The sequence below is a fragment of the Cupriavidus sp. HE11 genome (assembly GCF_056097175.1).
Map to the genome: position 1 here is coordinate 1,147,038 of NZ_CP184465.1, position 14,283 is coordinate 1,161,320.

Sequence of the window (14,283 nt, forward strand, 5' to 3'; positions counted from 1 at the left end):
CGGCTGAACTGGCGATGTCGCCATATTCGCAGTGCGCGGCCCGTGAAAGGTTCGTCGTGTCGTGAAATGTCGAATGCGGGACAAATGGGGCTCGCATGGATCAGCCGGCGCGCCCCAACGAAAAACCGGGGCATAAGCCCCGGTCCTGTCCTCGATCGCCAGATGGCATTACGGCGTGTCGGTGAACGTCTGCGTGCTGTAGTCGGCCACCGGCAGCTTGTTGAGTTGCTTCGTGCCGCCGGGCAGGCTATCCACGTAGGTCAGGAACGCTTCGGCGTAATCGAGGCCCACTTCCGTACGGCGTGCGCCGGTGATGGTTTTCAGCGACGTGTAGCCATCCTGCCCGTCCGCCAGGAAGTTGATGGTGACCACGTTGTAGGTGGCGGCCAGATCCAGCGCCACATACCCCGAGGCGGTTTTTACTTCGAGCTGGCTCAGGCGCGCGCCGGCCGGCTGGTTCAGGTCCACGTTCCAGCGCAGTCCGCCGGTATAGGGGTAGGAACCCGTGTTGTTGGCTACCACCGCCGTCATGGCGTCCTCCAGCGCAGCCTTCACCTCGGCGCCGGTCATCTTCAGCTGCACCAGCGTGTTCTTGAACGGCAGCACGCTGTAGATATTGCCCACGGTCACGTTGCCGGCCGGCAGGTCGACGCGCACCCCGCCGCCGTTCTGAATCGAGATATCGGCATTGAAGAACGCCTTGCCGCGTTCCAGGAACGCCTGGGCCACGAGCTGCTGGACATCGCCGCCATGGGCTTCGACATTGGCGTCCTTGTTGCAGATATCGCCCAGCACGGAACGCGTGGCGTCGCGCCTGGTGCCCGGTACGCGGCGCAGGCACAGGTTGGCCGGGGCGGTGGCTACCACCTGCGTGCCCAGTGCGTCCTTGTCGGCCTTGTAGACGGCCAGCTTCGCGGCAGCGGCCGCATCGGGAGTGGTTGTCCGCAGCACGCCGCTGGCGGCGATGTCCTGACGGATGGCGGCCGCATCGGCATCGGAAACCGCCACCGTGCCGCGCTTGAAGGTATCGCCGATCAGCACGTGCGGCGTGCCCTGGCAGCTGGTGACATCGCCGTTCTTGTCGAATTCGACCTTGAGCTCGCCCACCACGTAGCTGTACTGCCAGGCCTGCACCACGCAGACGGGCTTGCCGTCCTTGCTGGTCACACGGGTCGGGTAGTCGCCGGCCGGCGTCAGCCCCAGCGGCTCCATGGTGGCCCTGGGCCCCAGCAGCGTGTGCGAGTCGGCGCCCACGATCACGTCCACGCCGCTCAGTTGCGCGGCCAGCGCCAGTTCGCCGGTATAGCCGACGTGCGACGCAATCACGATCTTGTTGATGCCCTGCGCGCGGAGACGGTCGATCTCGGCCTGTGCGGCCACGGCCTCGTCGTCGAACGTGGTTCCCGCATCGGGGCGCGACGAGTTCTTGGTCTTGCCGGCGACGGTCAGGCCGATAATGGCGATCTTCTGCCCGTCACGCTCCACCACGGTCGACGCCTTCACCGGGCCGTTGGCCAGCGCCGAAGTGGCGGCGAATTTCGCGTTGGCACTCAGGACCGGCGTCTTGCAGGTGCCGGCGTGCAGGTAGTCGATAAAGGTCTTCAGGCCGCTGTCGGTGTTGTCGAACTCGTGGTTGCCCAGCGTAAAGGAGTCGAAACAGACCGTATTCATCATCTCGGCATCGGCCTTGCCGTTGCTGATATTGAAGTACAGGTCACCGGTCACGGCATCGCCGGCATGGATCTTCAGCACGTTGGCCGACGCACCCGCCAGCGACTGGATGGCCGAGGTCACGCGCGCAAAGCCGCCGTACTCGACGTCGATGGCCTCGCGGGCGCCTGCGGCCGTCTTCAGGTTCAGCTTGACCGATTCCGGGTCCAGGTGCGAATGGTGGTCATTCACGTGCAGCACGGTCAGCGACAGCGGCTTCGCGGTCTCGGGCTGCTGCGTCGATGGGGGCTGGGAAGTCGTCGGCTTGTCGTCGCCGCCGCATGCGGCCAGCGCGAACAGGGTGGACAGCAGGACCAGCGAATACGCGCCTGCCTGGCGTTTGGATTGGCGTGTCACGGGCAATGTGAAGGTTGTGTATCAGAATGTATCTTCGACAATGCAGGTGACACAGGCATTACAGCCGCAAGCCACCGCCCTCCCCGCCGTGACGTCGGTCAATGCGCGGCTTGCCGAGGCCGGGCGGCAGCCCGGCAACCGGTCGCTGCATGCGCAATATCAGATTTGTCATGGAGATCGTTCTGCTATGCTGCCACGCAGTCCATCCACCCTGACTCAATGACCCGGCGTCTCTGGCTCTTCATGTTCTGCGTGATCGCGCTGGGCGTTTGCGGCCCGGTAGCGCTCACCACATGGGTGTCCCGCGAGTTGGCCGAGCAATTGTTCCGCCAGCGGGTGGACGGGTTCACCGAACGCGCGCTGCTGCGCGTGGAAGTGGTGGCCCGAGATGCCGTCGAAGCCGCCCGCCAGGCGGACCAGTTCACCGGCGCACCCTGCAGCCAGGCCCACCTGGACGCCATGCGCGAGGCCGATCTCCAGCACCGCTACGCGCGCCAGATCATCTACCTCGACGGCGAGCAACTGCTGTGCGCTTCGTCATCGTTCCCGGGAGCGTTGCGCAGCATCGAGGGCCAGGATCCGCGCTGGACCGCGCTGCCGCAGATGCAGGCCGCGTACCGCATCGACGCCGCAAGGGATCCGCCACCCGCCGTGCAGTTCCGCGTGGGCCGGCATGTGGCAATCGTTCACGCCCAGTTCTTTATCGACATCGTGCCACTCGATGCGCTGATTCGTCTTGGCATGATCGATACGCGCACGGGCAAGGCGGTGGCAACCTGGGGCGATACCGATACAGCCACGCTGCAGCGCGCCTGGGCTGAAAAGCTCAATGGCAAGGTGCGCCGGGGCCGCTACCTGGACGTCAAGGTGTCGCAGCAGCTTCCGTTCGCCGTGGTGGCCTACGAGCCGTTCGAGACGATGACCGGCACCTGGCGGCAACTGCTGGTCATCGGCCTGCCGGTGGCGCTGCTGGTCAGCGGCCTGGCTACCTGGCTGATGCTGCGCTGGGGCCGGCGCCTGCGCAGTCCGCAATACACGCTGCTCGACGCCATCCGCCGCAAGGAGTTCTTCGCGGTCTACCAGCCCGTGATGGCCCTCGGTGACGGCCGCTGCGTCGGCGCCGAAGCGCTGTTGCGCTGGCGCATGCCGGACGGCTCCATCGTGCTGCCCGACCGCTTTATCCCGATGGCCGAATCGGTTGGCGCTATCCATGCCATCACCACGTGCGTGATCGAGGCCGTGCTGGCGGACCTGGGCCCGCACCTGGCGGCCAACCCGGCCATGCACGTGTCGATCAACCTGTCGCCTGACGACTTCCGCGCGCACGACACGCTGCCCGCCATCAGCGCGGCACTGGTCCGCACCGGGGTGCGCGCCGGGCAGATCTGGATCGAGGTCACCGAGCGCGGCTTTGCCAATGACGCCGCCTGCCGCGAGATGATCGCCGCCTTCCGCAAGGCCGGGCATCCGATCCTGATCGACGACTTCGGTACCGGCTATTCGAGCCTGGCCTACCTGCAGGACCTGGACGTGGATGGCATCAAGATCGACAAGGCCTTTGTCGGCTCGATGACAACCGATGCGCCTTCGAAATCGGTTGGCCCGCATATTATCGAAATGGCCCGCTCGCTGGACATCCGCATGGTGGCCGAGGGCATCGAGACCGACGCGCAGCGCGTGGCGCTACGGCAACGCGGCGTGCAGTTCGGCCAGGGCTGGCTGTTCGGCAAAGCCATGCCGCTGGCCGAATTCCTGGCGTTCTGGCACGAACACAGGCAGTCCACCGTCGAAGCCTGAGCCGATATCCCGGCGTCTGCCTGGCAGTTTGGACCTATACTCGCCGTTTCCTCCGCGCAAACGAAAGCGAACAACCATGCCTTGAGTGATCAAACACCTGACGGAACGAAGGTTCCGCGTTGCCGGCATCGGGGACATGGCCGGCATGGCGGAGTTTGACGGGGCACCACGGTTCATGAGCCTGTCGTCGAAGATGGCGAACATCACGGCGCAGGGCAGATATCAATAAAAGCAGGAACCGGGTAGTCCGGACGCGGAAGGCTGCCATCCGGCCCTGGGGCGCACAGCCCCCGGGGCAAGCGACCGGCGGTGGGCATGAACCCATGAACAACACACAACGTGCGCAGGGCGCGGCGCTGACCGGCGTGCGCGCTGCCGACGGGGCAACGGGCGGAAATATTGGTGCGGGCACCGGCGCAGGCGTCGGCGGCGGAGCCGTTGGCAAGCCCGGCAACGGGCCCATCAAGCCCGTCGAGACCACGCAGCCCTGGCAAACCCGCCACGACCAGCTGCTGGCCGTGCGCCGCACGGTCCGGATGTCGATCCCGATCAATATCGTCCTTGGCCTGAGCGTGCTGGCCGTGGCCTGGCACGCCGGACGCGGCAGCACGGCGGCGGTATGGTTCGTGATTTCCCTGCTCTGGAACGTGCTGCGGATCTGGATGTGCCAGTTGCCGGTAGGCCGCGCTCCCGGTACCACGCGGCCCGCCGACGCCCTGATGGCACGCACGGTGGCGCGCCATCTGCGCATCCACTGCGCGCTGGCACTGCTGTCCGGCCTGACATGGGCCGCCATTCCGGTGCTGTGCGACGGCTACACGTCGCCGCAGACGCTGTTCTACCTGACCGTGGTCTGCGGCATCACGGCCGGCGCGGTGACCCACGGCTTTGCGTACGCGCGCATTCCACTTTGTTTCATCACGCCGCCGCTGCTGTCGGCGGCCGCATGCCTGTTCTGGTACGGCGATTTCGACAAGTACTGGCTGGCCGGCACCACACTGCTCTACCTGGCCGCGCTCATTCGATGCACGCTCGAAAGTGAACGGCAGATCCGGCACTCGATCCGCCTCAAGAACGAGGCCACCGCGATCCAGGATTCGCTGCGCATCGCGCATGACGACGCGGTGAACCGGGCCGACGAAATGTGGACGCTTGCCAGCCTGGATCCGCTGACCGGCCTGCTAAGCCGCAGCGGCTTCTTCGACCGGGCCAGCAAGCGCTTTGCCAACGGCACCAGCGGCCGGCATTGCCTGTTGATGCTGGACCTGGACGGCTTCAAGCTCATCAACGACGCGTTCGGGCACAAGGCCGGCGACGGCGTGCTGCGCGAGGTGGCACGGCGCCTCGAGACCGTGGCCGGCCCCGGCATGCTGGCCGGGCGCATGGGCGGCGACGAGTTCATGCTGCTCTACGACCCGTTCGACAACGACGAATGCCCGTCGTCGCTGGCCGCGCGATTGATCGAGGCCGTGCGCCAGCCGCTGGAAGGCTACGAGTTCTGCGCCATCGGCATCAGCATCGGCATCTGCCGGGGCCCGGACATCAGCCTGGACGACATGCTGCTGTTTGCCGATGCCGCGCTGTACGCGGCCAAGCGCGCGGGCCGCAACAGCGTCTACACGTTCGACGACGACCTGCACCGGCACCTGCAGATGCAGCGCGATATCGAGCGCGACCTGCCGCGCGCGCTGGCCGACGATACGCTGGAAGTCTGGTTCCAGCCGATCTTTGCCGAAGGCGGCACGCGGGTGCGCAGCCTTGAAGCACTGATCCGCTGGAAGCACGCGCGGCACGGCTGGGTGCCACCGCCGGAGCTGGTGTCGGTGGCCGCCGCGTCCGGCTTGTCCGAGATGTTGCTGCGCGCCACGCTGTCCAAGGTCTGCCGCCTGTCCAAGGCAATCGAAGCCCAGGGCGGGCAGCGGATTCCCATTGCCATCAACCTGTCGCCGCGCGAGATGGCGCAGGTGGAAATCGACCAGTTGCTGCTGACGACACTGGAGGCCTGCAAGATCGAACCGGGCCTGCTGACCGTGGAGATTACCGAGGAAGTGGCGCTCGACGTGGTGGCCGTGCAGGGCAAGCTCGCCAACATGGCAAAGGCCGGCGTGGCGATTGCGCTCGATGACTTCGGCGTGGGCTATTCGGGCCTGGGTGCGCTGCGCCAGCTTGGCGCGGCCTGCGTGAAGGTGGATCGCAGCTTCATCACCGATATCGCGCGCTCGCCCCGCAACCAGGACCTGATGCGCGCGGTGCTTAACCTTGGGCGTTCGTTCGGCTTCGAAGTGGTGGCCGAGGGCGTGGAGCATGAAGCCGACCGGCAGACGCTGATCGGCATCGGCTGCTATGCCATGCAGGGCTACCTGCTGGCGCGTCCGATGCCCGAAGCGGACCTGCTGGCGTGGCTGCGCGCCCGCGCGGTCACGGCCAGCAGCACGGCCAGCATTGCAGCCGGCACCGACTGACGTCAGCCGCCGCGTGCGCGGCGGGCCTCGTAGGCCTTCAGGTGGGTCAGCGCCATGCCGAGCGCGGGCGCTTCGGTACTGCCCCGACGCGCGAGCAGGTCGCCGACGATCTGGTCCGATTCGATGGCGGCGCCACGCTCCACGTCGCGCAGCATCGACGCCGTGATCGGCGAGCCTTCCGTGAACAGCGTGGTCGTGGCCTGCTTCATCGCCGGTTCGCGCACCGGATAGCCGTTGGCCGCGGCAATGGCGGCGCATTCGTCCAGCAAGGCGGCGATGGTCTCGCGGCCACGCGGTGCGGCAAGGATATCGCCGATCGTGGCACGCATCAGGCAGGTGGACGCCGCCAGCGTGGCCAGGAAGAACCATTTTTCCCACATGTCCTGCAGCATCGCGTCGCTGCGCTGCACGTCGAAGCCCGCGTTGCCGAACGCTTCGGCCAGCGCCTGCGCACGGGGGCTGTTGCCCGAAGGGCGCTCGCCAAACGACAGGATGTGGAACGCCGACAGATGCAGGATGGTGCCCTGGTCGTCGAGCGTGCTCGAAATCATGCAGCGGCCGCCCATCACGCGGGCAGCGCCAAAGCGGGCGTCGAGCTGGTCCAGATGCCGCATGCCGTTGAGCAGGGGCACGATCACGGTGTCCGGGCCCACGGCCGGGGCGATCGAATCCATGGCGCTGTCAAGGTCATACGCCTTGCAGCTCAGCAGCACCACGTCGAACGGCGCGGTGATCTGCTCGGACAGGATGACCGGGGGGGTGGCGATATGCAGATCGCCGTGCGGGCTCTTCACGCGCAGTCCGTGCTCCGCCAGTTGCCCAGCCCGCCGCGCGCGCACCAGAAAGGTTACGTCACGCCCGGCCTGCAATAGCCGTGCTCCGAAATAGCCACCAGTCGCGCCGGCACCGACCACCAGAATACGCATCCTCGACTCCCAGGTCTGGCCCGGCACCTTGCCGGGCGATGCGCCATTCTAGTGGGGTTCCGGCAAGGCTGCCGGAGGCCACGCCGATCCGGGCGGATCAGGCCGTGCGCAGTCCAGATCCTGCCGTGAAGGCAGGCGGGAACGTGCCACGGGACGGCAGCGGGGACGGTGGCGCGGACGCAAAAAGGGGCCGTCAGTGGCGGCCCCCGTCCTCGCGTCGCGTCATGTGAGCAGATTGAATACGAAGCCCAGTGCAATCGCGCCGCCCAGTGCCTCCAGCGTGGCCAGCGCTACCAGTTCGCGGAAAATGCGTGATTCGTCCTGCTTGGTCACCATGGTATTGTCTCCAGTCGGTTTTCCAAACGGCCGGCCGGTACTGACTCTTGTACCTGCCGGTCTCACTGCAACCTGCGACTTCAGTAGACTGCAACGCCGGTGTGCGGAACAGTTGGCACAAACCCGCATGGGGTGATCCCCGATGGCATGCCGCGCTGCGGGTTTCCACCCCATGCGAGGAAAACCCCTACAATAGCGCCCCACGCAGCGGCACCCGATCCGCCCCAACCGGCACCGGACAAGCGCGCCGCCTGCTCCCTGCTGCACCTGAACCCCTGCATTCCCATGATCTCAAACGCTTGCGGCGTCGACTTCGGCACGTCCAATTCCACCGTCGGCTGGCTGCGTCCCGGCGCACCCACGCTGCTGTCGCTGGAAGACGACAAGGCCACGCTGCCATCGGTGATCTTCTTCCACGCCGAGGACCCGCTCGTCAGCTATGGCCGTGCCGCGCTGGCCGACTACCTGGCCGGCTACGAGGGCCGCATGATGCGGTCGCTCAAGAGCCTGCTGGGTACGTCGATGATGGACGACAGCACCGAGGTCATGGGCCAGGCCATGCCGTTCCGCAAGCTGCTGTCGCACTTCATCGGCGAGCTCAAGGGCCGCGCCGAGCGCTCCGCCGGCCGCCAGTTCAGCGCCGCAGTGCTGGGCCGCCCCGTGCACTTCATCGACGAGGATGCCGCCGCCGACCAGCTTGCCGAAGACACGCTGGCCGAGATCGCCCGCGACGCGGGCTTCAAGGACATCGCCTTCCAGTACGAGCCGATTGCCGCCGCGTTCGACTACGAGGCCGGGATCGGCAGCGAGGAACTGGTGCTGGTGGCCGACATTGGCGGTGGTACGTCCGACTTCTCGCTGGTGCGCCTGTCGCCCGAGCGTGCAAAGAAGACCGACCGCCGCGAGGACATCCTGGCCAATGGCGGCGTGCATATCGGCGGCACCGACTTCGACCGCGCGCTGAGCCTGGCCAGCGTCATGCCGATGCTGGGCCTGAACAGCCAGCTGCGCAACGGCAAGGCGATGCCATCGGGCCAGTATTTCGACCTGGCCAGCTGGCATACGATCAACCTGGTCTACACGCGCAAGGCCTGGGCAATCGTGATGGACAACTATCGCGATGCGGCCGAAACCGAAAAGCTCGACCGCCTGATCCGGCTGATCAAGGACCGCGCGGGCCACTGGCTGGCGATCCAGGTGGAAGCCGCCAAGATCGCGCTGTCCGAGACGCCGCTTGCCACGATGGACCTGGCGCGCATCGCCCCCGATACGACGCTGGACGTCACGCGCGACGATTTCGACCAATCGATCTCGAAGCTGGTCGACAAGACGGCCAGCACGGTCAAGGGCATGCTGAAGACGGCCGGCGTGCCGGCCGATGCGGTGGACACCATCCTGTTCACGGGCGGCTCCAGCAGCGTACCGATGCTGCGCGAGCAACTGGCGCGGCTGCTGCCTGGCGCGCGGCGCGTGGAAGGCGATCTGTTCGGCGGTATCGGTTCGGGCCTGGCCCTGGACGCGGCGCGCAAGTTCGGCTGATCCGCTCGGCACGGGCGCACGCCGGGGACGCTGGCAGACGGCCTTACTGCTCGGCCTTGCAGAGGCCGATCTGCTGCGCCATCAGCACCAGGTCCGCAAAGGTGCGGGCCTTCATCTTGCGCATGGCCTGGCCGCGGTGGATTTTCACCGTGACCTCGCTGATGCCGATTTCCCCGGCGATCTGCTTGTTCAGCAGGCCCGAGACGGCCATGCCCATGACTTCCGCCTCGCGCGGCGTCAGCGTGGCATAGTTGCCGCGAATCTCCTCCACCTTGCGCAGGCCCCGGCGTCGCAGCCGGTCCTTCTCGATGGCCGCGGACACCGCATCGAGCAGGTCCTGGTCGCGGAACGGCTTCGCCATGAAATCCTCGGCGCCCGCCTTCATGGCGGTCACCGTCATGGCGATATCGCCATAGCCGGTCATGAAGATGATCGGGATATGCACGCCCATCTGGGCCAGGCGGGTCTGCAGGTCCAGGCCGCTCGGGCCGCGCAGGCGCACATCGAGCACCAGGCAACACGGCACATCGGGCAGGCTGTACTCCAGCAACTCTGCCGCCGAACCGAACAGCATCGCCTGCATCCCCACCGAACGGAACAGATTGCCCAGGCCGGCGCGCAACATGGCATCGTCGTCGACGATCAGCACCATCGCGTCGTCGGCGGTACCGGCAGGGTCCCCGTTCTGGGATGTCACGGCTCTGTTCTCCAAGGTGCCCAAGAGCAAGTTGCGGATGCCGCCCATGGCACCGGGGTGTCGTCGGACGGCAATCGGATGAAATTCGGGCGCACGGCAACAATATGCCTGCCGGCGCGCCCAGCATTTCAGCACAGCATACGCCGCTTCGCCACTCATACCATTGTGTGAGTGGACAGCGCGGCCAGGCTTGTCGTCGGGCTCGCCAATACCTATACCAAGTGAGTATGGCGAAGCCGCATGCGCACACCTACCCTGCGCGTGCATTGTTACCCCCATCGCCCCCATCGACCATGCCCAGCCCTGCCCACTGGCGTGATCCCACGCCTGCTGGCCGCCGCTTGCCTGGCGCTCGCGCGTTCGCCGGCAAGCCCGCTCGCGAAAGCCGCCGCGGACAGCTAATCCGTAGACACGATCGCCTAATACGATGGGCCAATGGCTGCATACGCACGCGCCGTCTAGTCTTGCGTCGGGTTGCATCGTGCCCATCCCCAGGCATGACAGCTTCGATGCAACCGGCGCGGAACGGGCCAGCATGTGCTGCACCGTCCGTGCCCCGCCCCAACCTTCGTCTCAAGGAATTCACATCATGTCCAACCCGAAGCTCGAAGTACTGACGCCGCAGAACAGCCAGCTGATCATCATCGACCACCAGCCGCAGATGGCCTTTGGCGTGCAGTCGATGGACCGCCAGGCGCTGAAGAACAACGTGGTGGGCCTGGCCAAGGCCGCAAAGATCTTCAACGTGCCGACCACCATCACTACCGTGGAAAGCGAATCGTTCTCGGGCTACACGTACCCGGAGATCCTCGATGTGTTCCCCGACGCCAAGACGCTGGAACGCACGTCGATGAACTCGTGGGACGACCAGAAGGTGCGTGACGCCCTGAAGGCCAACGGCCGCAAGAAAGTGGTGGTGGCGGGCCTGTGGACCGAGGTCTGCAACACCACGTTCGCGCTGTGCGCCATGCTGGAAGGCGACTACGAGATCTACATGGTGGCCGATGCCTCCGGCGGCACCAGCAAGGAAGCGCACGACTACGCCATGCAGCGCATGGTGCAGGCGGGCGCCGTACCCGTGACCTGGCAACAGGTGCTGCTGGAATGGCAGCGCGACTGGGCGCACCGCGACACCTATGACGCCGTGATGAAGCTCGTCAAGGAGCACTCGGGCGCCTACGGCATGGGCGTCGACTACGCCTACACGATGGTCCACAAGGCTGCCCAGCGCACCGCCACGCCGCACGAGTCGATCGCGCCGGTACCGGCCCGCTGACCGTCAGCCCACGGATATTCAATTTATTTGAATAAAACGTACAGCGCGAGTGCGGCAGTCACCGCATTCGCGCGGCTAAAGTTCACCCCATCGCAGCGCTGCCGGCAAAAAGCACCGAAACGCGCCAGGCCGATAACTCAAACAAACTGAACCATTTTTGCAGGGAAATCTCATGTCGAACCTCGCCCCCCAGTCCCGCGAACAAGCTGATCAAGCCGGACAACACGACGCATCGCGCCGCAAGCTGCTGGTTGGCAGCACCGTGGGCGCCGCCGCAGCCACCGTGGCATCGATGGCCGCCCTGACGCCGGCCGCCGCCGAAGCCGCGCCAGCCACGGGCCGCCAGTCGAAGCAGGGTCACTACGTGACGACCAAGGACGGCACCCGCATCTTCTACAAGGACTGGGGTTCGGGCCGTCCTGTGGTGTTCTCGCACGGCTGGCCGCTCGACGCCGATGCCTGGGACGCCCAGATGCTGTTCCTGGTGCAGAAGGGCTTCCGCGTGATCGCACACGACCGCCGTGGCCATGGCCGCTCGGACCAGCCGGCCCAGGGCAACGACATGAACACCTACGCCGATGACCTGGCCGCCGTGCTCGACGCGCTGGACATCAAGGGCGCGACGCTGATCGGCCACTCCACCGGTGGCGGCGAAGTGGCCCGCTACATCGGCCGCCACGGCACCAAGCGCGTCGCCAAGGCCGTGCTGATCGGCGCCGTGCCGCCGACCATGGCAAAGAGCGCCGCCTATCCGAACGGCCTGCCGCTGGAAGTGTTCGACAACATCCGCAAGGGCGTTGCCGAAAACCGCTCGCAGTTCTACAAGGACCTGGCTACGCCGTTCTTCGGCTTCAACCGTCCCAACGCCAAGGTTTCGCAAGGCACCATCGACGCCTTCTGGGCGCAGGGCATGGCCGGCGGCATCCTGGGCCAGTACCTGTGCATCAAGGAATTCTCGGAAGTGGACTACACCGAGGACCTGAAGAAGATCGACGTGCCCACCCTGATCCTGCACGGCGACGACGACCAGATCGTGCCGATCGACAACTCGGCGAAGCTGTCCGCCAAGCTCGTGAAGAACGCCACGCTGAAGGTCTACCCGGGCGCATCGCACGGCATGTGCGTGATCAACGCCGATCAAGTCAATGCCGACCTGCTGGCCTTCCTGAACGCCTGAGCCGCCTGAGCCCATGTCAGTTTCCCGCCGGCAATTCATCGCCTCGGCCGCCGCGCTTGGCGCGGCAGCCTCTTCGGAGCTTTTCGCCATGTCACCGACCCCGACTCCCGATCTCATCCTCGTCAACGGCAAGTTCACCACCCTTGACAAGTCCAACCCCCAGGCCGATGCCGTAGCCATCCAGGACGGACGCTTCATCAGCGTGGGCACGCGCGACGAGATCATGAAGCTCGCGGCTGCCAGGACAAAGGTGATCGACCTGAATGGCCGGCGGGCCGTTCCCGGGCTGATCGACAGCCACATGCACATCATTCGTGGCGGCCTGAACTACAACATGGAACTGCGCTGGGACGGCGTGCGCTCGCTGGCCGACGCCATGCGCATGCTCAAGGACCAGGTTGCCCGCACGCCCGCCCCGCAATGGGTGCGCGTGGTCGGCGGCTTCACCGAGCACCAGTTCGTGGAAAAGCGCCTGCCGACCATCGAGGAACTGAACGCCGCGGCACCCGATACGCCCGTGTTCATCCTGCACCTGTACGACCGCGCCATCCTGAATGGCGCCGCGCTGCGTGCGGTGGGCTACAACAAGGACACCCCGAACCCGCCGGGCGGCGAGATCATCCGCGACAAGGCCGGCAACCCCACCGGCCTGCTGCTGGCCAAGCCCAACGCGACCATCCTGTACGCCACGCTGGCCAAGGGCCCGAAGCTGCCGCCCGAATACCAGAAGAACTCCACGCGCCACTTCATGCGCGAAGTGAACCGCCTGGGCGTGACCGGCGTGATCGATGCCGGCGGTGGCTACCAGAACTACCCCGAGGACTACAACATCATCGAGGAGCTGCACAAGGACGGCCAGCTCACGGTGCGCCTGGCCTACAACCTGTTCACGCAGAAGCCCAAGGAAGAACTGAGCGACTTCAAGACCTGGACGTCGACCGTGAAGCCGGGCCAGGGCGATGACCTGTACCGCCACAACGGCGCCGGCGAAATGCTGGTCTACACCGCCGCCGACTTCGAGGACTTCCGCGTCGAGCGCCCCGACATGCCGCCGTCGATGGAAGCCGACCTGGAGCCCGTGATCCGCCTGCTGGCCGAAAAGCGCTGGCCGTGGCGCCTGCACGCCACCTACGACCAGACGATCGACCGCGCGCTGGACGTCTACGAAAAGGTGGCCAAGGACGTGCCGTTCAACGGCCTGAACTGGTTCTTCGACCACGCCGAGACGATCTCCGACCGCAACATCGACCGCATCGCGGCACTGGGCGGCGGCATCGCCGTGCAGCACCGCATGGCCTACCAGGGCGAGTATTTCGTCGAGCGCTACGGCGCCCGCGCTGCCGAAGCCACGCCGCCGATCAAGAAGATGCTGGAAAAGGGCGTGAAAGTTGGCGCCGGCACCGACGCCACGCGCGTCGCCTCGTACAACCCGTGGGTATCGCTGTACTGGCTGACCACCGGCAAGACCGTGGGCGGCATGTCGATGTACCCGCAGGCCAACCTGCTCGACCGCGAGACCGCGCTGCGCCTGTGGACCGAGGCCAATACCTGGTTCTCGTCCGAAGAAGGCAAGAAGGGCCAGATCAAGGCCGGCCAGCTGGCCGACCTGGCTGTGCTGTCGGCCGACTACTTCGCCGTGCCGGGCGACGACATCCAGGACATCACGTCCGTGATGACGGTGCTGGGCGGCAAGGTGGTCTACGGCGACAACGAGTTCGGCACGCATTCGCCCGACATTCCGCCGGCCATGCCGGACTGGTCGCCGGCACGCCATGGCAGCCAGTACCAGCCGCGCCCGACGGCTCAGGCCCGGCAGCTCGCGATGAGCACGGCCTGCGCCTGCGCCAGTTCGTGCGGCGTGCACGGCCACTCGCATGCCAAGGCATGGACGTCGAGCGTACCGACGTCGGACGAAAGCAGCTTCTGGGGCGCGCTGGGCTGCTCCTGCTGGGCGTTCTGACGCCGGCTGCATTCAGCCATCCGCATTGCATTGACCCGGAGACCCG

9 protein-coding genes are annotated in these 14,283 nt (G+C 66.2%); 6 read left to right on the forward strand and 3 right to left on the reverse strand.

Annotation, left to right across the window (positions count from 1 at the left end):
• Positions 1-168 precede the first annotated feature (168 nt).
• Positions 169-2,067 (reverse strand): bifunctional metallophosphatase/5'-nucleotidase, encoded by a 1,899-nt coding sequence (locus tag ACOABP_RS22510; protein WP_474230400.1) that lies wholly within the window; start codon positions 2,065-2,067, stop codon positions 169-171.
• A gap of 219 nt (positions 2,068-2,286) precedes the next feature.
• On the opposite strand from ACOABP_RS22510, the gene ACOABP_RS22515 reads away from it, so the two are divergent.
• The gene (locus ACOABP_RS22515; protein ID WP_474230401.1) at positions 2,287-3,864 is read left to right on the forward strand and encodes an EAL domain-containing protein; all 1,578 of its coding nucleotides are present in this window, start codon (positions 2,287-2,289) and stop codon (positions 3,862-3,864) included.
• Positions 3,865-4,187: 323 nt separating this feature from the next.
• Positions 4,188-6,326, forward strand: coding sequence for a putative bifunctional diguanylate cyclase/phosphodiesterase (locus ACOABP_RS22520; protein ID WP_474230402.1), 2,139 nt, complete (start codon positions 4,188-4,190; stop codon positions 6,324-6,326).
• Positions 6,327-6,328: 2 nt separating this feature from the next.
• Here ACOABP_RS22520 and panE read toward each other — a convergent pair whose 3' ends face one another.
• Positions 6,329-7,252 (reverse strand): 2-dehydropantoate 2-reductase, encoded by a 924-nt coding sequence (gene panE, locus ACOABP_RS22525; RefSeq protein WP_474230404.1) that lies wholly within the window; start codon positions 7,250-7,252, stop codon positions 6,329-6,331.
• A 621-nt stretch (positions 7,253-7,873) separates the two neighbouring features.
• Here panE and ACOABP_RS22530 point away from each other — a divergent pair.
• Positions 7,874-9,127, forward strand: a complete 1,254-nt coding sequence (locus tag ACOABP_RS22530; protein WP_474230405.1) for an Hsp70 family protein — start codon at positions 7,874-7,876, stop codon at positions 9,125-9,127.
• Between the two features lie 43 nt (positions 9,128-9,170).
• On the opposite strand, the gene ACOABP_RS22535 is transcribed toward ACOABP_RS22530, so the two are convergent.
• The gene (locus tag ACOABP_RS22535; protein ID WP_474230499.1) at positions 9,171-9,779 is read right to left on the reverse strand and encodes a response regulator transcription factor; all 609 of its coding nucleotides are present in this window, start codon (positions 9,777-9,779) and stop codon (positions 9,171-9,173) included.
• 634 nt (positions 9,780-10,413) lie between these two features.
• On the opposite strand from ACOABP_RS22535, the gene ACOABP_RS22540 reads away from it, so the two are divergent.
• The 3 genes from ACOABP_RS22540 (at position 10,414) to ACOABP_RS22550 (ending at position 14,237) form a co-directional block, all read left to right on the forward strand.
• A complete protein-coding gene (locus tag ACOABP_RS22540) occupies positions 10,414-11,100 on the forward strand; it encodes a hydrolase (RefSeq protein WP_066741036.1) in 687 nt (228 codons plus the stop codon).
• Positions 11,101-11,272: 172 nt separating this feature from the next.
• Positions 11,273-12,277: an alpha/beta fold hydrolase gene (locus ACOABP_RS22545; RefSeq protein WP_474230407.1), complete on the forward strand. Its 1,005-nt coding sequence runs from the start codon at positions 11,273-11,275 to the stop codon at positions 12,275-12,277.
• Between the two features lie 88 nt (positions 12,278-12,365).
• Entirely contained in the window at positions 12,366-14,237 is a 1,872-nt protein-coding gene (locus ACOABP_RS22550; protein ID WP_474230408.1) for an amidohydrolase, read from the forward strand.
• Positions 14,238-14,283: the final 46 nt, after the last annotated feature.